This window comes from Pseudoflavonifractor sp. 524-17, assembly GCF_009935845.1.
GTDB lineage: Bacteria > Bacillota > Clostridia > Oscillospirales > Oscillospiraceae > Pseudoflavonifractor_A.
Genome location: NZ_QWEK01000014.1, coordinates 21,287 through 41,235, shown reverse-complemented (window position 1 = coordinate 41,235; position 19,949 = coordinate 21,287). Strand labels below are relative to the sequence as shown.

The window sequence follows — 19,949 nt, the reverse complement described above, 5'->3', positions numbered from 1 at the left end:
GTGAGAGTAAATGACGCAATGTGCGCTGACCACAGTAGATAATCCGTATGACCCTTTTACACAGCCAGAGGCCTGGTATCGCTTTGATGAGGATAAAGGCTACCACTCGTGCTCGTATTTGGCCCGTATCGCCCGCACTTCCGATCAGCTCTCTGATGCTGAGAACGAGCAGGAAATGGAACGTGCCATTGATGATATTATCAAGTACAATCCTCTTGGCATCTACAAGAAAGTGAAAAGCAGTTCTAATTCTGGTATTGCCACAGCCACTTAGTGAGAACTGGTGCCCACATTTGGAATCTGAGATTGCTTTGTGACAAACAAAACCGAATGTTTCAGGTTTCAATGATGTGCTGCGCTGATGGTATACGGTGCTTTGTTCCATAAAGAAGGGAATAGGGGGGGGGGCAACAAGAAACACACCCCCCATTCCATCGCGGCGGTCCTCGAAAATTCCCCGGGGGATATTTTTGGAAAATAGTTTCACGCAGAGCGGCGTTTGAACGAGCCCACAAGGTTGATATTTTCTCGTTGGGACCTTTCGTTACCTCCACGAAGGCTCTCCTTTCTGCCCAGCCGGTTTATCAGCTTATGCGGGCTCCTTCAAACGCCGCCCAAACAATTGCAAAACCCTGTGAAATACAGAAGTGGTCGTCATCAATCTTAGCAAGAGGAGGCGGTAAGGATGGCTAAAGCTGTAAGGAAGGTGCGAGCGGCTTTGACGCCGGAGGCCCGAGAAAACCAGCTGATTTCATTGGCGGTTGACCTTGCCGAAAAGCAGCTCATTGAAGGGACGGCTTCCTCTCAAGTAATCTCCCATTTTCTCAAACTGGGCTCAATGCGGGCCCAAGTCGAAAAAGAACTGCTTGAAAAGCAGCGGGATTTGGCAGCGGCAAAAGCGGAGTCGATTAAATCCGAGGCTCGTATGGAAGAGCTGTATCTTAATGCTGTAAACGCAATGAAGCGCTATAGCGGACAAGAAGGGAGACCGGATGGAGAGAATTAGATGTTACTCTGAACTGGTTCTGTTGCCAACGTTTGAAGAGCGTTTTCGATATTTACAACTTGGCGGAATAGTTGGCCAGGAGACCTTCGGATTTGACCGGCATATGAACCAGTTCTTTTATCGCTCCCCAGAGTGGAGGCAGGTGCGGGACGTTGTCATCGCCAGAGATGCTGGCTGCGATTTGGGAATTGCGGGGCGAGAGATATTTGGCCGGGTCCTGATCCACCATATGAACCCAATCAGGCCGGAGGACATTCGGGAGCGAAATGATATTTTGCTGAATCCTGAGTATCTGATTACAACCGTCCATGAAACCCATCAGGCGGTTCACTATGGAGATGAAAGCCTTTTGATTATGGTCCCTATCGAAAGAGTAAGAAATGATACCTGCCCCTGGAAAACGTAAGAAAAGAGAGACGACGTTCCGCCCCTCTTTTCTGGCTTGCCGAGTTTTAGCCGAAGCCTTGGCAGTCAGACTGGATTTCCCAGCTGTCGCACGGATCGTCGCATTCTTTACACTGCCGGCATGACTTATAGACTTGGAAGCCTTTACAGGTGTCCGCTTCATACTGTGTTCCTCCTTTCGCAGGGATGAAAGAATCATATGGTCCGGGAGCAGTATGGGCGGGCATCTGCTATTATAGTACGCCACCGAATGTTTTGATAAGGAGGAAGCAAAGATATGCAAAACAATTCTAAGAATCGAGCACCGCGTTCCAACGCAAAGGAAGCGCCGGTAAAGCCGCCTGTTCCGGAGAAACTGTTCACCGGTGTCGTGACCGACTGCCTTCGCCTCAACGTGCGCAAGGAGCCCAGGGCCGGCGCCGAGGTTGTAGCCGTCATTAACGCCCTATCCCAGGTGGCGATTGACATGGAGGGCTCTACAGAGCTTTTCTGTAAGGTTCGTACTCCTGATGGCATCGAGGGCTTCTGCATGAAGAAGTACATTCAGCTTCGGCGTTCGGAGAAAGACCATGGAGCTTAACGAGAGCATCCTGACGTCAGTTAAGAAACTGTTGGGTATTGATGAGAGCTATACTCATTTTGACCCGGACCTCATCATGCACATCAATTCTGTGCTCTCTATCTTGACGCAGATTGGCATCGGGCCAGACAACGGTTTCTCCATTTCCGGTGCAGACGAGACTTGGTCAGACTTCGTCAGGACGGACGCCAACCGCTTCTCATTCGTGAAGTCTTACACACATCTCAAAGTCAAGCTGCTGTTTGACCCGCCGCTCAGCTCGGCCGCTATTGAGTCAATCAACCGGCAGATCAGCGAGTTTGAGTGGCGGCTTTCTGTTGCGGCGGAGAAGGAGGAGAAACTATAAATAAGTATTGCCGAGCAGGAGGTGATATATGCTCTAAGTGACTTGTTAATCAACTGATTTTTCAGTGATTGGTGAGGACAGCTTAGAGCATATTTCATTTTGAGGAGGTCTGTGCTATGGCAAAAACCAAGATTGTGTTGCTGTACGAGAGGTTGAGCCGCGATGACGAATTGAGCGGGGAGAGTTTTTCAATCCAGAACCAAAAAATCATGCTGGAGGACTTCGCCCGCCGGAATGGGTATCTCCGTTTCAAACATTTCACTGATGACGGCGTTTCTGGAACCCGCTTTGACCGGCCCGGCTTTATGGCGATGATGGAGGAAGTCGAGGGTGGCAATGTGGAGGCCATCATCGTCAAGGATATGTCCAGAATGGGCCGTGACTATCTGAAAGTCGGTCAGGTAATGGAAATTCTTCGCCAACGAGGAGTGCGGCTGATTGCCATTAACGACAATGTAGACACCGAAAAAGGGGACAATGACATGACCCCATTTTTGAATATCATGTACGAGTTTTACGCCCGTGACACGAGCCGCAAAATCAAGTCGGTATTCAAGGCCAAGGGCATGAGCGGCAAGCACCTGACCGGCTTTGTCCCCTATGGCTACCTGTGGGACGAAAAGCGGGAAAACTGGATTGTGGACGGCGAGGCCGCTGACGTGGTACGGCGTATCTACGCTATGACATTGGAGGGCTATGGGCCTTTTCAAATTGCCAGCCGCTTGACCGCTGATAAAATCGAGATGCCCGCCGTCCACATGGCGCGGCATGGTGAGGGCTTGCACAAGACCAGGGATATTAAAGACCCCTGCCAATGGTCTACCTCCACTGTTGTCAATATCCTTAAACGGCGGGAATACCTGGGCCATACCGTCAATTTCAAGACCCGTAAGCACTTCAAGGACAAGAAAAGCCACTATGTTGATGAAAGCGAATGGATAATTTTCGAGAATACCCATGAGGCCATCATCGACCAAGAAACCTTCGACAGTGTGCAGCGCATCCGGGGCAACGCTAAACGCTATGCGGACGGTTTTGGTGAGGCCGCACCGCTGACCGGGCTGATCTACTGTGCCGATTGCGGCGGCAAGATGTATGTTCACCGCACCTACAACGGCAAGCGTACCCCACAGTACACTTGCTCCCAATACAGCAAAGTCCCCGTTGGCACTCTCTGTCCTACCCAGCATCGTATCGCGGAAAAGATAGTCTTGTCCCTGGTATCTGATATGCTCCAAGCCATCAGCGATTACGCCAAGTCCGACCGGGCGGCGTTTATCCGAGAAGTGCAGGAGGCCCAGGCCAGCCAGCAGGACAGCGACATCAGGAAAAAGCGGCGGCGTTTGGCGGCGGCGCAGAAACGGGCCGGGGAATTGGAGCGATTAGTCTGTAAAATTTATGAGGATAACGCATTGGGCCGTTTGCCGGATGCCCGGTATGCCGCGCTGGACGCACAGTACGCCAAGGAGCAGGAGGAACTTGCCGCTGAAATCACGCAGTTGGAAAAGGCCGTCAGCAGTTACGACCAGGGCAAGAAATCGGCGGAAAAGTTTATCGCTCTGATTGACAAATATCAGGGCTTTGACACCATGACAAACACCATGCTCAATGAATTTGTCGATAAAATCCTTGTCCATGAGCGCGACCGAAAAGGATGCCAAGACACCACGCAGACCGTTGAAATCTACTTCAATTTTGTGGGCAGATACATACCGCCATCTTTCCGGGAAGCGGAATTGACCCCGGAGGAACAGGAGGCGTTTCGCAGACGGGAGGAACGGCGGGACAAGCTGCATCAGGCATATCTTCGCCGCAAGGCCAGCGGCAAGCAGCAGGAGTATGACCGGCGGTACAGCATCAAGCGCAAGCCCGTCATGGACGCAAAGAGGGCCGCTTTACGGGCCGAGGACATGGAGCGTGGTATCTTCACCACCGCCGCCAGCCTGCCCCGCCAAGAGCCGCAGAGGGCCACTGTCCAGACCCGTCCCACGCTTTGAGAGAAAGGAGAGCGCCGACATGAAAATTGAACTGGACTATGTGAAGGTGGGCGATTACTACCTCCCCGATCTGACGATAGAGCCGCCGCCTGACCGCAGTTTGGGCAAGTATGGCCTGTTGCGGTTGCGGTATCTGAAAGAGCATCGCCCCATCGTTTGGGCCGAACTGGTGATGGCGGACAAGCTGTACGCCCATCTGCTGGAAACCGAGGATGCCGCCAATGGCCTGTTGGACAGCATTATGCCGGGAATGGCAAAGGAGGCCGGGGCCACCGAGGAATTGAAAGCCTGTGACCCCATGCGTTGGGTGGGATTGATGAATTGTTGCAAGGCCCAAGTAGAGGAAATCATCTTCACGGAACTGATATATTGCTGAAACAGAGAAATCCCGGTGCAGAAGATGTACCGGGATTTTTCTATGTAAAGAATAAATTCACTTTACCAAACTTTTATAAAGAAATCCCCAATCCTCCATAGCTTTCATAACTGGCCGAAGTGTTTCGCCCAAATCGTTCAAGGCATACTCCACACGGGGCGGAACCTCCGCATAAACGGTGCGGCTGATAATACCGTCGGCCTCCATAGACCGCAGGCTGTCGGTAAGGACTTTCTGGCTGATACCCTCCAAATCCTTTCGCAACTCGTTAAACCTCCATGGGCGTTGTAGCAGATTACGCAAAATCAGCAATTTCCATTTGCTCCCAATGATTTGTACGGTGGTAGCAACTGCGCACTCTGGCAATTCTTCTTTTGTCAGCATAGTGATGTACTCTCCTATAGGTTCAAATTTGAATGTTACATTCCAATTATAATGCAAGAACAATATTTACGCAATAGGTTACAAAAAGGTGACTGAGTAATAAAATTGTGCCTACTTGTTTTGATTTCCAGGCTACGCTATTATGAACTTGCGAACAGAAAAGTTCGACAAACATACCTGGAGGTAATCATTATGGCACTCTCTAATCTGTCTGGCTGGGCCGGTTCTGCCTGCGGCGCTGCCGACAAGCCGGAGGAAAAGCCCGCCGCTTGTGGCTCCGCCTGCGGCGCGTCCGGCAAGCCGGAGGAAAAGCCTGCCGCCTGCGGCACTGCCTGTGGCGCTGACGACAAGTAACTCCACGCTGACCCCCGGCAAGGCCAGCCCTTGCCGGGGGATTTCTAAATGCAATCGGCTTCTGCCGGTTTTCATACAAGGGGAACACGATATGAAACAGTATTTTTCTTTCCAATGGCACATTACGGACGAATGCGACCAACGGTGCAAGCACTGCTATATTTTCTCGGAGGACAATGGCAAAAAGCTGGATGCCATGACCTGGGCGCAGATGCAGGACGTTGTTGACAACTGCTGTGATATGTGCGAAATGTACGACCGCCTGCCCTACTTCTACCTCACTGGCGGCGACCCCATTCTGCACCCGGATTTCTGGCAGCTGCTGGCCCTGCTGAAAGAGAAGAATATTCCCTTTACCATCATGGGAAATCCCTTCCACCTGAACGATGAAGTATGCAAAAGGCTGAAATCCTACGGCTGTCAGAAGTACCAGCTCTCCCTGGACGGAATGCGGGAAACACACGACTGGTTCAGAAAACCCGGTTCCTTTGACTGCACCCTTGAAAAAATCGCCTGCATCAAAAATGCCGGTATCCGCAGCGTAATTATGACTACGGTATCAGGAACGAACATCAAGGAGGTTCCCGCCATCATAGACACAGTGGTAGAATACGGAGTGGACGTGTTCGCCTTTGCCCGGTACTGCCCCACCAGCGGGGAAAAGGATACCGGCATGACACCGGAGGAATACCGGGAACTGCTGTCCGTATGCGATACAAAGTTCAAGGCATACGAGGCGGCAGGCTGTCAGACTTACTTCAACAAAAAAGACCACCTCTGGACATTGTACGAATATGAAGCCGGGGCGTTCAAAATCCCCGAAGGGACGGAGGACGGGGTGATTTACGGCGGTTGCAACTGCGGTAACTGCCACCTGACCATTTTGCCCACTGGTGATCTCTACGCCTGCCGCCGTGTTCAGAACAGCAGGGTTGGAAATGTCTTTGAGGACAGGATTGCGGATGTGTGGGTCTGTGAGATGGAGACTTACCGTGACTATACAAAGTTCAAGAAATGCGCCAAATGCGAGCTGTTGGCTTGGTGTCGGGGATGCCCTGCCGTTGCCAGCGGCGCACATGGAGATTTCTATGATGCCGACCCCCAATGCTGGAAAGAGGTGGAATGATGGAACTGCTGGAACTGATGAAATACCGCCGCTCTATTCGCAAGTATCAGGATAGGCAAATCCCAAAAACTGACCTGGAAAAAATCATTGAGGCTGGAACTTATGCGCCCAACGCCGGAGGCGGTCAGCGGAGTATGGTTGTAGGCATCCATAATGCGGCACTGACAGAGAAGATTGGGAAAATGAACCTTGCCTGTTTTGACCGGAGCAAACTGGCTGGTTCTTATGTGTCCAAGGAACAGCCCAGCACCATAGATGACCCTACCATCAAAAATGGCTTTTATGACGCGCCCTCGGTCTGCATTGTTTTCGCGCAAAAGAATTTTCTTTACAGCATTCCTGATGCTTTCTGCTGTGCCGAAAATATGGTGCTGATGGCAACAGAACTGGGCATTTCCTCCTGCATTGTGGCAAGGGGCGAGGAAACCTTTGACAATGAGATCGGGGCGGCTATGCTCCAAGATTGGGGCGTTCCCGAAAACTATATTGCCCGCTGTTTTGTGCTGCTGGGCTATGTGAGCGGCGAATATCCGGGGGAAAAGCCCCGCAAAATGGGCCGCAGTAAAATTGTGGAGGGGTAAGGGTGGACGCAAAAACCTGTTTGCAAAAGCTGCAATATGTGGGCGTGCTGGCCTTTGCCACAGTGGATGAGCATGGCGCACCGCAAATTCGCAACATCAGCGCCATTCATTATGAGCCAGAGGCGATGTACTTTTTTACGGCCAAGGGTAAAGACTTCTGCCGTCAACTGCTGGCTGACGGACGTGTGCAAATCCTGGGCTACACAAAGTACAAAGAAATGATCCGGCTGTCCGCTCATGCAAAACCGGTCTGCGAAACAGAGCAACAGAAATGGATTGATACGATCTTTGAAGAGCAGCCCTATCTGTCCAACGTATATCCGGGCGATACTCGAAAGCTGGCTGGGATTGTATTCGAGATTACAGATGCGGAAATCGAATATTTTCATCTCGGTGTCAATCCGATTTTCCGGGAGAGCTATATCATCGGCAGCGGGATTGTCAAAGAAAAAGGTTATCAAATCACAGATACCTGTATTGGCTGCGGCAACTGCGCCGAACATTGTCCCCAGCGGTGCATTGAGCCGAGGACGCCTTATCAAATCCAGCAGGAGCATTGTCTGCACTGCGGCAACTGCCACACTGTTTGTCCTGTCCAGGCAGTAGAAAAGCGAGGATAATATGACCCACGCAGATCGTAGAATATATCTGATAAAGGAACTGCTTGCTGAACAGCCCCAATATCAAAGAATGTCTGTTCCGACAGATGCCACAGAACAAAAAAGGCTTCTCCGCTCCCTGATGAATGTCCGCATTCCTTGCCCAACCAGCAAAAATTTCCTTGCAGCGCAGGACGAATATCTCCGAGAAGAACTGGTTCAAAAGGGTGTTACTGATTTCGCAGCTCTGATGCCCATAGCAAAGGGGATATATCTCTGGCAGGGGGACATTACCACCCTGCGCTGTGATGCCATCGTCAACGCCGCTAACAGTGGAATGACTGGCTGTTACATCCCCTGCCATAGCTGCATCGACAACTGCATCCACACCTATGCCGGGGTGCAACTGCGGCAGGAGTGCGCCGCCATCATGCGGGAGCAAGGCCGGGAAGAAGAAACGGGAAAGGCGAAAATCACCAGGGCCTATAATCTCCCCTGCAAGTACGTCCTGCATACTGTTGGTCCTATCATTACCGGGCCGCTGACAGGGCAGGATGAAAAGCTGCTGGCTTCCTGTTACCGCTCTTGCCTGGAATTGGCGGAGCAGTATGGCATCGAAAGCATCGCCTTCTGCTGCATTTCCACGGGGAAATTTCACTTTCCCAACGATAGAGCAGCAGAAATAGCGGTGCAGACAGTAAAAGAATACCAGACAAATCAAAACAGCAATATACAGGTGATTTTCAATGTTTTCAAGGATGTCGATTACCAAATCTACCGGAACCTACTCGCAACAAATTGAGCGGTTGAAAGCTGCCCTGGAAACTGCCGATGCTGTTATCATCGGGGCGGGTGCTGGCCTTTCGACCTCGGCAGGATTTATCTACACTGGGGCGCGGTTTGAACAATATTTTTCAGACTTTGCCCCAAAATATGGTTTCCAAGATATGTACTCCGGCGGGTTTTATCCGTATAGCACTCCGGAGGAATACTGGGCCTACTGGAGCCGCTACATCACGGTCAACCGCTATACAGACCCACCAAAGCCGGTCTATCAAAACATGCTGAAGCTGGTAAAGGACAAAGACTATTTTGTTCTGACCACAAATGTAGACCACTGTTTCCAAAAGGCTGGTTTTGACAAAAAGAAGCTGTTCTACACCCAGGGGGACTACGGACTGTTCCAGTGCAGTGAGCCTTGTTGTCAGGAAACCTTTGACAACGAGAGTGTCATAAAGGCCATGATGAAACAGCAAAGGGATATGCGCATCCCATCTTCCTTAATCCCCCGCTGTCCCCGCTGTGGCAAGCCTTTGACAATGAACCTCCGGGCGGATGATACGTTTGTGGAAGATGAGGGTTGGCATTCTGCCGCCGAACGATATTCCGATTTCCTGCGCCACCACGAGAAAACAACCGTTCTGTTTTTGGAACTGGGGGTGGGATACAATACGCCAGTCATTATAAAATACCCCTTCTGGAGAATGACTGCTTCAAATAATCAGGCCACATACGCCTGCATTAACTTCGGTGAGGCGGTCTGCCCGCAGGAAATCGAAACGCAAACCATTTGTATTGACAAAGACATAGGACAAGTACTACAAGACCTGCTGAAATAGTCCGATATCCCATCTGCCGCACGACGGCAAAAGAAAAAAAGCCGTCGTGCAGCACAACTTATCGCGCCCTGAAACGGCGGCTTTTGAGAAATCGAAAGCCGTCATTTTTATACTCACTGGCGGCATATAGGAGGATACCGCCATGCGATTACAGGTAGATAGGCACTTGTCAAAAAAAGCCTGCCTCCCGCAGCGGCATCCCCTACCCATGTTTGCGAAAACAGTCGTTTTCTGACGGCTCATACTGTTATGTCCCGCGCCCGAATGGTCTTGCACCATGCGGGCGCTTTTCTGTTTCTGGGCCAACGATACCGACCCGGTTGCCGCTCTCCGCCCCCCTCCGTTCAGACCCCAAAAATCTGAACGGAGGAAAGGACGATGGAAATTACCATCAAAATCAACGGGCGGTTTGTGTCTGTGGAGGTCAGCGCCGAGGTTGCCGACTATCTGGAACAGGCCAAGCGGAACAATCGGAAACTCTACCGTGAGCGTCAGCGGTATTGGGATGGGCGCGAATATGACGAGTACATAATCAGCACCGAGGGCCGCTTGCCCTACTGTGCCACGCCGGAAGAATTGGTCTGCCAGCGGGAAACGCTGGATGAAATTCTGGCGGTGCTGACGCTCTGTACCGACACCCAGCGGGAGCGGTTCTTGCTCTATGCGCTGTACGATTTCAGCTATGTGGAGATTGCTGAAATGTGCGGTTGCTCCAAGTACGCAGTACGTGACAGCATCATGGCGGTGAGGAAAAATTTCAAAAAGTTTTTCCAAAACTGACCCCACGACCGACCCCCTAAGTGGGCTATAAGGTGAGGGGCATTTGCTCCATCACCGGGAGGGACAAGCAGTTTCGGCTGCTTGTCCCTCCTGTTATTTAGGAGGTCAAAATGAAAGTTATCAATTTGCGGCTCTACTATCCCCATTACGAGCAAGACAAGCTGGTGGAGGTCAGCGAGGAAGTCTTTGACGTGCTGTGCCAGTCCGTCCGGGAAATGCGGAACCATGAGCGCCGCAAACGGTATCACCGGGCGTTCTATTCCCTGGACGCTTACGACTGGACGGAGAACTATGCTTTGGAACACAGCCCGTCCCCAGAGCAGCTTGTCATGCTGGCGGAGGAAAGGGCCGAGCGTGACCGGCTGGCCGCTGCCTTGCGGGATGCTCTGTCCTATGCCACCCCCGCCCAGGCCCGCCGTGTCTGCGCCTACTATCTGGGAGGGCTGACCCAGCAGCAGATCGCAGACCGGGAGCGCGTCCACAACAGCAACGTGTGTCTGTCCATCCGCCGTGGCCTGTGCAATCTCCGCCGCTACTACGCAGACCACCCCCAGGGAAAGTGAGGGTAGCATGGCAATCATCAATTTACGCAAGCACTATTACCCGCTCTACACCAAGGACACATTTGTGGAAGTTCCGGACGAAGTTGCCGCCGTCATGGAGGAATGTCGGCTCTACGAGAACCGGCAGGAGGGCAGGAAAAGTTACTACCATGTTTACAGCATGGATTGCAGTCCCGGCATTGAGAACCACACTATGTTCCTGGTGCAATCCCCGGAAGATTTGATAATCCGGGAAATTGACGAGGCCGCTGAAGAACTGCTGCTGGAACATCTGGCGGAGGCTATCTCCCACCTGTCCCCCACCCAGGCGAGGCGGCTCCATGCCCGGTATGCCTTGGAGAAAAAGTTTCGAGAGATTGCGGCGGACGAGGGCATCAGCGGGAGCTGTGCCTGTGACAGCGTGACCGGCGCACTCAAAAAATTGCAGAAGATTTTCGCCAAAAATGGCTGGCTGGAAAAGGAGGATTGACAACTATGGGCAAGCACCAGGAGGAACAGGAGGTCGAAAAGAAAATCGGCCAGTTGCAGAACCGACAGAAGATTTTGCTGAACCGAAAGCGCAGCGAGGAACACCGGGCCAGGACACACCGGCTTATCGGACACGGGGCCATTTTGGAGGCCGTTTTCCCCGCTGTTGTCGGTATGGAGGGCGATGAAGTCAAGGCGTTCCTGATTGCCCTCTCCCGCCTGCCAGGAGCGCAGAAGTTGGCGGAAAAAGCGTCCAAAAATGAGGTTGCGGAGTAATCCTCAGTCCGAATGGCGCACTTATACACCGTCCCGGTGTCGTGCGCCCTGCCGGGGGCTGTTGCGTCCTACGGACGCGATGGGGGTTGACACCCCCAAACCCCCGCACCCCCGCCGGAAAGTGACACCCGCTTCGCGTCTGTCACTTTCCGGCGGGGCCAATATCCGTTGCCGGTAGGAGGTGCGTTTTTACGGCAATTTTTCATTGTCCCATCCAAATCATCCAGCGGAGCCGGGGCAAGTCCGCTGTGGCTGCTGCCGCCTATCGGAGCGGTGAAAAGCTGGTGAACGAATGGGACGGCCTGACCCACGATTACACAAGAAAGCGTGGTGTCGTTCATACTGAAATCATGCTGCCAGCTCACGCCCCGCCGGAGTTTCAAGACCGCTCCACCCTCTGGAACAGCGTGGAGGAAATCGAGAAATCCAGCACCGCCCAGCTTGCCAGGGAAATTGAAGTGGCCTTGCCGGTTGAGTTGTCCAGGGCGGAGCAGCTTGCCCTTGTCCGCTCTTTCGTGAAAGACAATTTCGTTGACGCTGGAATGTGCGCCGACTTCGCCATCCATGACAAGGGAACCGGCAACCCCCACGCCCATATTATGCTCACCATCCGCCCCATTCGGGAGGACGGCAAGTGGGGCGCAAAGTGCCGCAAGGTGTACGATCTGGACGGCCAGGGCCAGCGTATCCCGGACGGCAAAGGCGGCTGGAAGAACCATCGGGAGGACACCACCGACTGGAACCGCCGAGAGAACGCCGAGAAGTGGCGGGCGGCATGGGCCGCTTATACTAACCGGGCGTTGGAGGCCGCAGGAAGGCCGGAGCGCATCGACCACCGCAGCTACAAGAGGCAGGGCGTTAACAAAATTCCAACCGTTCACATGGGGCCTGCCGCCAGCCAGATGGAGCGCCGGGGCATCGCCACCGAGAAAGGGAACATCAACCGGGAAATCGCCGCCGACAACAAGCTGCTGAAAGAAATCAAAGCCCGCATCACCCGGCTTTACAACTGGAGCAAGGAGCAATCCACCCAGCCCCAGAGCCGGGAGAGCATCATGGATTTTCTTTTCCAGGCGAGGCAGGACACCGCTTCAACTTCCCAATATGCCAGGGTCAGGGCGCTCAAAGAAAATGTTGCGCTGTTCAATTTTTTGCAGGCAAACGGTATTTCGTCCATGCCAGAACTTTACGAAAAAGTTTCCGCTATGAACAGCGGCTATTATGATTTGCGCGGCAAAATTGTCAAGGCCGAGCGCCGGTTGTCGGTGCTGGATGAACGACTGGAAATGTGGGCGCAGTATGAAAAATATAAGCCCGTCCGCCAAAAGCTGGACAAGGTTGCCCCAGCCAAACGGGAGCAATTCGAGCAGCGCCACAGCGCCGACCTTGCCCTGTTCGATGCCGCCGTCCGCTACCTGGACACGCTGAAAGCATCCGGCGAGAAGATTACCCCCAAGGCGTGGAGGGCTGAGGCCAAAAGGCTGACTGCCGAGAAAGACGCAGATTATTTGAAAATGCGTGATATGCGGGAGGACATTAAGGCGGTTGAGACTTTGAAAAAGACCGCCAAGCGTCTTGCCAGTGAGGGCCAGCCCCAGCGCAGGGAGGAACAGGAGCGATGATACCCCACATGACCTATCCGCAGTACCGCACTGTCCAACGGCTGGTACATAGTTGCTGTAACTACGACCAGGGGAATTGTCTGCTGCTGGACGATGGGGAGGAATGTGTCTGTCCACAAAGCATTTCCTACTCACTGATCTGCCGCTGGTTCCGGGCCGCTGTGCTGCCGCTGGATGAAAGCCTGTGCGCCGCTCTGCTCTACCGGGAGGACATGAAGAAATGCGTCCTGTGCGGAGGCCGGTACATTCCCAAGTCGAACCGGGCCAAATACTGCCCTGATTGCGCCGAACAGGAGCGGCGGCGAAAGACCCGTGAACGGGTGCGCCGTCATAGGGCTGGTATGTAACGCTTTAGGCCCAAAACGGCCCTGATTTTTCAAGGCTTTCCGGGCGTGGTCGATAGGGGGGCTGTATGTTATCATTCCGAACCCCTAAAACGGCCCTCTAACGGTCCACAAATCGGGAGGTGAACACGATTGCTGACTACATGACCGCCGACACCAAAATGCCGCCCTATTTGCCATACCCCCGTTTTCTGATGGAGGCGGATTTGGCGCTGGCTACCAAGCTGGTCTATGCCGTTCTGCTGGACAGGGCGCAGCTCTCCCAGGCCAACGGCTGGGCCGATGATAACGGCCAGATTTACATCGTCTTTCCCATCGTTGAAATTGCCAACGCCATTGACCGCAGCCCCATGACTGTCAAGAACGCATTGAACGAACTGGAAACTGCTGGTCTGATTGAGCGCCAGCGGCGGGGTCAGTCCCAGCCAAACCGCATCTTTGTTAAGATACCTGATGGACAGGATATTGTCCGCTTGATGGACAAAAAATTATCCCTCAGACGGACAGAAAATTGTCCTCCTGATGGACAGAAAACTATCCCTTTGATGGACAGAAAATTGTCCACTAATAACCTTACGAGTAACCTGAGTGAATTACCTTACGGGAGAGAGGGCGCGTGCGCCCGCGCGCGAGGCCGCTATGAGAATGTCTTTCTGACGGAGGATGAGGTTGCCGAACTGCAAGCCGACTTCCCCACCGTCTGGCAGGAGTACATTGAGCGATTGTCTGAATACATGGCCTCCACCGGCAAGACCTACAAGAGCCACGCCGCCACCATTCGCCGCTGGGCCAAGGAGGACAGCCGAAAGGGCAAGGGCGTGTCGGACTATTCGTGCAAGGAGGGCGAGAGCCTATGAATGATTTTGACAGCATCATCAAGCGCATCACCGTGACCCGGCTGGAACCGGGGGACTACACCGGCGAGGATGGGCTTTTGTACTGCGGCAAGTGCCGCACCCCGAAACAATTCCGCATGGAGGCCCCGCCGTTGGAGGGCCGCTTGCTCCCCCACCCCTGCCGCTGTGAGCAGGAACGCCTTGACCGAGAGGCAGCGGAGCAGGAGGCCCGCCGTCACCGTCAGGCCGTGGCCGATTTGAAACGCCGGGGTTTTACTGACCCCGCCATGAAAGATTGGATATTTGCCAACGACAACGGGAAATGTCCGCAGATGAAACACGCCCGGTTCTATGTCGAGAATTGGTCGGCCATGCAGGAGGAAAACATCGGCTATCTGCTGTGGGGCGGCGTGGGGACTGGCAAAAGCTATTTTGCGGGCTGTATCGCCAATGCCCTGATGGAACAGGAAGTGGCCGTCCGCATGACAAATTTTGCACTGATACTGAACGACCTGACCGCCAATTTTGGGGGCCGCAACGAGTACATAGCCCACCTCTGCCGCGCCCCGCTGCTGATACTGGACGATTTCGGCATGGAGCGCGGGACGGAGTACGGATTGGAGCAGGTCTACAACGTGATTGACAGCCGCTACCGCAGCCGCAGGCCGCTGATCGTCACCACGAACCTCCCCCTTCAAGACTTACAACACCCCCAGGACACCGCTCACGCCCGTATCTATGACCGGCTGTTGGAGATGTGCGCCCCCATTCGCTTTTCGGGAGAGAATTTTCGTAAAGCCACAGCGCAGGACAAGCTGGCACGTCTGAAAAATCTAATGGACTGAAAGGAGCCGCCTATGGCAAATAAACTTCCCAACGCTACCGCAGGCATGACCTTCCCCCGGCCCAAGCCGGACACCCCGCCCTCGATGGTAAAGAAAATCGGCAAGACCACTTATCTTGTGTGGGCGCATTTCAGTGAAACCAGCACCGAGACAATGGAGGACAAAATCAAGCGGATGCTCCGCGAGGAAGTCCGCCAGATGATGGCACAGGAGTAAGCGCCGCACGAGCAGGCCGGGAGCCATAAGGCCCCCGGCTTTTGCTGTGTCGATTTTTTGAATATTTTGTGAACAGTATTAAAAAGTCCTTGACAACTCGTTACAGGAGGTGAAACCCATAGACTTCTACAATAAGCCGCCGCCTCAGACGATATTATATCTAGCTCACCACGGCATTCTCGGTATGAAATGGGGTGTGCGCCGGTTTCAGGAGAAGAATGGCCGCTTGACACAGGCGGGAAAAGAACGGTATAATTCTGGTGAAAAGGGAAAACCTGAAAAGAAGGGCTTGACCTCCAAACAGAAGAAAGCTATCGCCATCGGCACCACCGCAGCCGCTGCGGCCCTGGCAACCTACGGAGTCTATAAGCTGGGCACTTTTGACAAATTCAAAAGTAATGGACAAAGTCTGGCCGGAGATATTCTAAAGGATATCGGCAGCAAACCCGTCAGCAGCCTTGGCCCCACCCCGGTGCAGAAAGCCGTTGAGACGGTCAAGGGGTTCAAGAAGCTCGCCCAGCCAGAATCCTTTGAGGATACGTTGAGGAAGACGAATCCGCTGAGAGGAAGCCGTGATGGCGATAATAATTGCGTCCTATCCGCTATTGCGGGATTTATGCGACAGGCGGGTTACGATGTTACTGCTGGAAGCACACCAGGACAGAAGCCTCTAAATCCCGCAGGTGTTGTGGAAGAATGTTTTAAGGGGGCGAAAATTGTTGAGGGATCGGCGGCTAAGTTTGGTCGCTCCCAAAAGGATGCAGCAGAAATGCTCGTCAAACGATTTGGGCAAAATGCGTCAGGGCTTTGTGGCGTCCAGTGGAAAGGCGGTGGCGGAGGCCATACCTTTAGCTGGAAAATCGTTGACGGTGTGGTGTCGTTCTTTGATGTTCAAGCGGGAAGTAGCAATGTATCAAGTTACTGGACTGGAATTGACCTTTCCAGGAATTTAACTCTTGCTCGTTTGGATGGCTTAGAAATCAATCTTGATACAATCTCCAAATACGTACGCAAAGGTTGACGCAAATTATTCCAAGGCTTTTATGAAAGGAGGATTTGTATGCATAAATGTAAGGCAAATGGTTTAACAATATATGAAAACCTGACCGAGATGCTTAATGGCCCCATTCTGTTTATTAGTGAATATGATGGGTTTTACTACGTTCGTATGAAACCCGAGGAGTTCTACGATAATGGAATGTATAAAGTGAATAAGCAAACAGGTGAGGTTTCGCTCATGTATTTCACAGAGTACCTTATTGAAGGCCTTATGGACAAAGCAAAAGAAATCGACCCTGCAACATTGAGAAGAGGAGCTTGACGGCTCCTCTTGCTTTTTATTCCGCAGTTTTGGCATGTTCTTTTATGGAGGTGATTTCTATGAAGAAAATTATCACGGATGAGCAGAAAAAAGAGATTGGGAAGCTGATGCTGTCGGATCACGCCGACGCCATATGTGCCTATGCTACTGAACGATTCAGTAAGGGGGTTACTAAAGGTATATTGGTGGCAGGTTTGAGTTTGCTTGTCTCTTATGGAATCAACGCCGTGTTGGATTATCTTCAGACAAAATACTAAGCAAGTTCCAAGGGCCCTATAACAGGGCTCTTGGTCTTTGTAAAACGAAACCGATAGCACACGATGACTGGCTGCGAGTAGCAAGGTGTTCACGCAGTAGGTGCAACTGCTTGTGAAATGGACATTGTAAATTTGAGGGGGTTCAGTGATCCGCTCAACTTCAGATTTCGCCCTCTTGTTCCGAACACGATGAAACCAGCCACGACACAAACTCCAACAGTGTGTATGGCGTGTCTGATTGTCATCCATTTCCCATCCGGCGGTGTTTGCGGCACTGCCGGATCGGAACGTTCTTGTGGTAGAACCTCTATGGTCTGATTCGGGACATTGTTATCTTTTGTCAAGATGGTGGATTTGCGTTCCGCCAATTGGATTTCGTTCATACAAAGCCTCTCCTTTCCAAGATTCGCAGCCAGTCATCGTGTGCTATCAGTATTGGAACACAGCCTCCTTATATTAGCACTCTACACAATTGAGTGCTAATTGTCAAGAGGTTTCTACAAAAAAGAAATCGACCCCGCAACAGAAAACACCCGGCGGCGTTGCCAGAGCTTCTGATCCGCACATTTCACAGCTCCTTTTATGGAAAGGAGTGTGTAATTATGACACGCAAACAATTAGATACTATGAGAGAGGTACGTTTATGGATTGGCCAAATGGTGGTTCCCGGAGTGACACTGGGAGCAAGCCTGATGGCGATTCCTGAGGTACGCAACGCAGTGTATTGGAAAGCGCAGCAGATGAAATATTCCATCCGAGACAAGAAGAACAAAATCAAAGAGAAAATTGAGAAAAGGGTCTGAACTGACCCTTTTTTCTTTTTTGCGCAGGCTGGACCGAATTCTTCTCTTTTTGTCCCGGAAGTCGTTGAAAAGAGGTGACAATTCAAAATGGATGAACTTGAACTCCGTCACTACGGTATCAAAGGGCAGAAATGGGGGGTTCGGCGTTTTCAGAACGCAGATGGCAGTCTGACCGCGGCTGGAAAACAGCGTGTGTCTGAAGCGAAGAAACGAACCGATGCCAAAAACCGTGGAACCCTGACCAATGCCCAGCTGAAGAAAAAGATCGAACGACTTCAGTTGGAGAAGCAGCTTCGAGAATTGACCAACCAAGAGGTAAACTCAGGGCGTGTCTATGCCCAGAAAATTCTTAAGGATGTTGGCAGCAGAGTTCTGACAACCGCCGCTACCGGAGCTCTGTTGTACGCTGGAAAAGCCGCAGCCACCAAATCATTCAGTCCACAGGAATTCGCAAACGCCATTTTTAATGGCGGGCCCAAAAAGAAGTAGGTGATCCGATGGCCTTATCAAACACTGCGGTCCCCAAATACTACGGCCAATTCCGAGAAAAGGTGATTCGAGGCGAAATCCCGGTATGCAAAGAAGTCTCAATGGAGATGAACCGAATTGATGATCTCATTGCAAACCCCGGAATTTACTACGATGATAAGGCGGTTGAGGGGTGGATCAAATACTGTGAGTCTGAAATGACTTTGACTGACGGTTCCGATCTTCATCTCCTTGACACCTTTAAGCTGTGGGGAGAGCAGGTGTTTGGCTGGTATTACTTCGTAGAGCGGACGGTTTACGAGCCTAATTCCGATGGCCACGGCGGCCACTATGTCAAGAAGATGATTAAGAAGCGGCTTATCAATAAGCAGTATCTGATTGTCGGACGGGGGGCCGCTAAATCGGTCTACGACTCGTGTATTCAATCGTTCTTTGAAAATGTCGATACCTCGACCACCCATCAAATTACAACGGCTCCAACAATGAAGCTGGCCGAAGAGGTCATGTCTCCTATTCGCACCGCCATTACAAGAGCCCGCGGCCCGTTGTTCCAGTTCTTGACCGAAGGGTCTCTCCAGAATACCACTGGATCCAAGGCCAATCGCGTAAAACTGGCCTCGACCAAAAAGGGGATTGAGAATTTCCTGACGGGTTCGCTGATTGAGATTCGACCCATGTCCATCAATAAGCTCCAGGGGCTTCGATGCAAGATTGCCACCGTTGACGAATGGCTCTCCGGCGACATCAGGGAAGATGTAATAGGCGCAATCGAGCAGGGCGCCTCAAAGGTAGACGACTATCTTATTGTCGCTACCAGTTCCGAGGGTACTGTACGAAATGGAGCGGGCGATACCATCAAAATGGAGCTGATGAGTATTCTCAAAGGGGATTACTTTAATCCCCATGTTTCCATTTGGTGGTACAAGCTGGACTCTGTTGACGAGGTGGCCTATCCCGAGATGTGGATGAAAGCCAATCCCAATATTGGGAAAACAGTCACCTATGAAACCTATCAGTTGGATGTGGAGAGAGCCGAGAAAGCTCCTGCGGCCAGGAATGATATTTTGGCAAAGCGTTTTGGGCTGCCCATGGAGGGCTATACCTACTACTTCACGTATGAAGAAACACTCTGTCATCCTCATCGGAGCTTTTGGCAACTGCCATGTGCTCTTGGGGGAGACCTTTCTCAAGGCGATGACTTTTGTTCCTTTGCATTTCTCTTTCCGTTGCGAAATGGACGTTTTGGGGTAAAGACTCGGAACTACATTTCTTCCCGCACACTGAATAAACTCCCGGTGGCCATGCGAATTAAGTATGAGCAGTTCATGAACGAAGGCAGTCTTATTGTTCTTGAGGGAACAGTTCTTGACATGATGCAGGTCTACGAGGACCTGGATAATCACATCGTTCAATGCGGTTATGACGTTCGGTGTTTTGGGTATGACCCATACAACGCCAAGGAGTTCGTGGAACGCTGGGCCGCTGAGAATGGGCCTTTTGGCATCGAAAAGGTCATTCAGGGCGCAAAGACAGAGTCTGTGCCTCTTGGCGAACTGAAGAAGCTCGCCGAAGACAGATTGCTCATTTTTGACGAGGAGCTTATGACCTATGCCATGGGAAACTGCATCGCCATGGAAGACACCAATGGAAACCGAAAGCTGCTGAAAAAGCGGTATGAGCAGAAAATCGATGCCGTTGCGGCTGTGATGGATGCCTATATCGCCTATAAGCATAATCCGGAAGCATTTGAGTAGGA

Annotated in this window: 30 protein-coding genes; 27 read left to right on the top strand and 3 right to left on the bottom strand. The window is 52.1% G+C overall.

The window, feature by feature from the left end; translation table 11 throughout:
- Positions 1–10: 10 nt before the first annotated feature.
- Both D1159_RS05765 and D1159_RS05760 read left to right on the top strand, forming a co-directional pair.
- On the top strand, positions 11–274 hold the full coding sequence (locus tag D1159_RS05765; protein ID WP_161844729.1) for a hypothetical protein: 264 nt from the start codon (positions 11–13) through the stop codon (positions 272–274).
- Between the two features lie 411 nt (positions 275–685).
- Entirely contained in the window at positions 686–1,006 is a 321-nt protein-coding gene (locus tag D1159_RS05760) for a hypothetical protein (protein ID WP_161844728.1), read from the top strand.
- Between the two features lie 52 nt (positions 1,007–1,058).
- Here D1159_RS05760 and D1159_RS20175 read toward each other — a convergent pair whose 3' ends face one another.
- Positions 1,059–1,574: a hypothetical protein gene (locus D1159_RS20175; RefSeq protein WP_161844727.1), complete on the bottom strand. Its 516-nt coding sequence runs from the start codon at positions 1,572–1,574 to the stop codon at positions 1,059–1,061.
- Between the two features lie 114 nt (positions 1,575–1,688).
- Here D1159_RS20175 and D1159_RS05750 point away from each other — a divergent pair, with 114 nt between their 5' ends.
- The 4 genes from D1159_RS05750 (at position 1,689) to D1159_RS05735 (ending at position 4,710) form a co-directional block, all read left to right on the top strand.
- Positions 1,689–1,991 (top strand): SH3 domain-containing protein, encoded by a 303-nt coding sequence (locus tag D1159_RS05750; protein WP_161844726.1) that lies wholly within the window; start codon positions 1,689–1,691, stop codon positions 1,989–1,991.
- Positions 1,981–2,337 carry a hypothetical protein gene (locus D1159_RS05745; protein ID WP_161844725.1) on the top strand — a complete coding sequence of 119 codons (357 nt, stop codon included), beginning with the start codon at positions 1,981–1,983 and terminating at the stop codon, positions 2,335–2,337. The genes D1159_RS05750 and D1159_RS05745 overlap by 11 nt, the downstream gene beginning before the upstream one ends.
- Before the next feature lie 116 nt (positions 2,338–2,453).
- The gene (locus tag D1159_RS05740) at positions 2,454–4,334 is read left to right on the top strand and encodes a recombinase family protein (RefSeq protein ID WP_161844724.1); all 1,881 of its coding nucleotides are present in this window, start codon (positions 2,454–2,456) and stop codon (positions 4,332–4,334) included.
- A 19-nt stretch (positions 4,335–4,353) separates the two neighbouring features.
- Positions 4,354–4,710, top strand: coding sequence for a TnpV protein (locus tag D1159_RS05735; protein WP_161844723.1), 357 nt, complete (start codon positions 4,354–4,356; stop codon positions 4,708–4,710).
- 57 nt (positions 4,711–4,767) lie between these two features.
- Here D1159_RS05735 and D1159_RS05730 read toward each other — a convergent pair whose 3' ends face one another.
- Positions 4,768–5,094, bottom strand: coding sequence for a helix-turn-helix domain-containing protein (locus D1159_RS05730; RefSeq protein ID WP_161844722.1), 327 nt, complete (start codon positions 5,092–5,094; stop codon positions 4,768–4,770).
- A gap of 192 nt (positions 5,095–5,286) precedes the next feature.
- On the opposite strand from D1159_RS05730, the gene acgA reads away from it, so the two are divergent.
- The 18 genes from acgA to D1159_RS05645 all read left to right on the top strand — a co-directional run bounded on the left by acgA (position 5,287) and on the right by D1159_RS05645 (position 16,901).
- On the top strand, positions 5,287–5,448 hold the full coding sequence (gene acgA, locus D1159_RS05725; RefSeq protein WP_161844721.1) for an ACGX-repeat peptide: 162 nt from the start codon (positions 5,287–5,289) through the stop codon (positions 5,446–5,448).
- Positions 5,449–5,539: 91 nt separating this feature from the next.
- Positions 5,540–6,574 carry a radical SAM/SPASM domain protein, ACGX system gene (gene acgM / locus D1159_RS05720; protein ID WP_161844720.1) on the top strand — a complete coding sequence of 345 codons (1,035 nt, stop codon included), beginning with the start codon at positions 5,540–5,542 and terminating at the stop codon, positions 6,572–6,574.
- Positions 6,571–7,155: a nitroreductase family protein gene (locus D1159_RS05715; protein WP_243152132.1), complete on the top strand. Its 585-nt coding sequence runs from the start codon at positions 6,571–6,573 to the stop codon at positions 7,153–7,155. Before acgM ends, D1159_RS05715 begins: the two co-directional genes overlap by 4 nt.
- Before the next feature lie 2 nt (positions 7,156–7,157).
- A complete protein-coding gene (locus D1159_RS05710; protein ID WP_161844719.1) occupies positions 7,158–7,775 on the top strand; it encodes a 4Fe-4S binding protein in 618 nt (205 codons plus the stop codon).
- Between the two features lies 1 nt (position 7,776).
- Positions 7,777–8,556 (top strand): protein-ADP-ribose hydrolase, encoded by a 780-nt coding sequence (locus D1159_RS05705; RefSeq protein WP_161844718.1) that lies wholly within the window; start codon positions 7,777–7,779, stop codon positions 8,554–8,556.
- Positions 8,501–9,373, top strand: a complete 873-nt coding sequence (locus D1159_RS05700; protein WP_161844717.1) for a Sir2 family NAD-dependent protein deacetylase — start codon at positions 8,501–8,503, stop codon at positions 9,371–9,373. The genes D1159_RS05705 and D1159_RS05700 overlap by 56 nt, the downstream gene beginning before the upstream one ends.
- A gap of 378 nt (positions 9,374–9,751) precedes the next feature.
- Positions 9,752–10,153 carry a sigma-70 family RNA polymerase sigma factor gene (locus D1159_RS05695; RefSeq protein WP_161844716.1) on the top strand — a complete coding sequence of 134 codons (402 nt, stop codon included), beginning with the start codon at positions 9,752–9,754 and terminating at the stop codon, positions 10,151–10,153.
- Positions 10,154–10,263: 110 nt separating this feature from the next.
- Positions 10,264–10,716 carry an RNA polymerase subunit sigma-24 gene (locus D1159_RS05690; RefSeq protein WP_161844715.1) on the top strand — a complete coding sequence of 151 codons (453 nt, stop codon included), beginning with the start codon at positions 10,264–10,266 and terminating at the stop codon, positions 10,714–10,716.
- A 7-nt stretch (positions 10,717–10,723) separates the two neighbouring features.
- Positions 10,724–11,185 carry a sigma-70 family RNA polymerase sigma factor gene (locus D1159_RS05685; RefSeq protein WP_161844714.1) on the top strand — a complete coding sequence of 154 codons (462 nt, stop codon included), beginning with the start codon at positions 10,724–10,726 and terminating at the stop codon, positions 11,183–11,185.
- A gap of 5 nt (positions 11,186–11,190) precedes the next feature.
- On the top strand, positions 11,191–11,460 hold the full coding sequence (locus tag D1159_RS05680; RefSeq protein WP_161844713.1) for a DUF3847 domain-containing protein: 270 nt from the start codon (positions 11,191–11,193) through the stop codon (positions 11,458–11,460).
- 161 nt (positions 11,461–11,621) lie between these two features.
- Entirely contained in the window at positions 11,622–13,082 is a 1,461-nt protein-coding gene (gene mobQ / locus D1159_RS05675) for a MobQ family relaxase (protein ID WP_161844809.1), read from the top strand.
- Positions 13,079–13,429, top strand: a complete 351-nt coding sequence (locus D1159_RS05670) for a cysteine-rich VLP domain-containing protein (RefSeq protein WP_161844712.1) — start codon at positions 13,079–13,081, stop codon at positions 13,427–13,429. The genes mobQ and D1159_RS05670 overlap by 4 nt, the downstream gene beginning before the upstream one ends.
- A 119-nt stretch (positions 13,430–13,548) precedes the next feature.
- Positions 13,549–14,283: a replication initiator protein A gene (locus D1159_RS05665; protein WP_347563637.1), complete on the top strand. Its 735-nt coding sequence runs from the start codon at positions 13,549–13,551 to the stop codon at positions 14,281–14,283.
- Positions 14,280–15,107 carry an ATP-binding protein gene (locus tag D1159_RS05660; protein ID WP_161844711.1) on the top strand — a complete coding sequence of 276 codons (828 nt, stop codon included), beginning with the start codon at positions 14,280–14,282 and terminating at the stop codon, positions 15,105–15,107. Before D1159_RS05665 ends, D1159_RS05660 begins: the two co-directional genes overlap by 4 nt.
- Positions 15,108–15,152: 45 nt before the next feature.
- Complete coding sequence (locus D1159_RS05655) at positions 15,153–15,323, top strand: transposon-encoded TnpW family protein (protein WP_243149417.1); 171 nt, start codon at positions 15,153–15,155, stop codon at positions 15,321–15,323.
- A 184-nt stretch (positions 15,324–15,507) separates the two neighbouring features.
- Positions 15,508–16,344: a hypothetical protein gene (locus tag D1159_RS19130; RefSeq protein ID WP_202620951.1), complete on the top strand. Its 837-nt coding sequence runs from the start codon at positions 15,508–15,510 to the stop codon at positions 16,342–16,344.
- A gap of 39 nt (positions 16,345–16,383) precedes the next feature.
- Entirely contained in the window at positions 16,384–16,644 is a 261-nt protein-coding gene (locus tag D1159_RS05650; RefSeq protein ID WP_161844710.1) for a hypothetical protein, read from the top strand.
- A 59-nt stretch (positions 16,645–16,703) separates the two neighbouring features.
- Complete coding sequence (locus D1159_RS05645; protein WP_161844709.1) at positions 16,704–16,901, top strand: hypothetical protein; 198 nt, start codon at positions 16,704–16,706, stop codon at positions 16,899–16,901.
- A gap of 89 nt (positions 16,902–16,990) precedes the next feature.
- Here D1159_RS05645 and D1159_RS05640 read toward each other — a convergent pair whose 3' ends face one another.
- Positions 16,991–17,284, bottom strand: a complete 294-nt coding sequence (locus tag D1159_RS05640; protein ID WP_161844708.1) for a hypothetical protein — start codon at positions 17,282–17,284, stop codon at positions 16,991–16,993.
- Positions 17,285–17,503: 219 nt separating this feature from the next.
- Here D1159_RS05640 and D1159_RS05635 point away from each other — a divergent pair, with 219 nt between their 5' ends.
- The 3 genes from D1159_RS05635 to D1159_RS05625 all read left to right on the top strand — a co-directional run bounded on the left by D1159_RS05635 (position 17,504) and on the right by D1159_RS05625 (position 19,947).
- Complete coding sequence (locus D1159_RS05635; RefSeq protein ID WP_161844707.1) at positions 17,504–17,704, top strand: hypothetical protein; 201 nt, start codon at positions 17,504–17,506, stop codon at positions 17,702–17,704.
- Between the two features lie 87 nt (positions 17,705–17,791).
- Positions 17,792–18,193, top strand: a complete 402-nt coding sequence (locus D1159_RS05630) for a hypothetical protein (protein WP_161844706.1) — start codon at positions 17,792–17,794, stop codon at positions 18,191–18,193.
- A 107-nt stretch (positions 18,194–18,300) separates the two neighbouring features.
- Positions 18,301–19,947, top strand: a complete 1,647-nt coding sequence (locus D1159_RS05625; RefSeq protein WP_243152131.1) for a terminase TerL endonuclease subunit — start codon at positions 18,301–18,303, stop codon at positions 19,945–19,947.
- Positions 19,948–19,949: the final 2 nt, after the last annotated feature.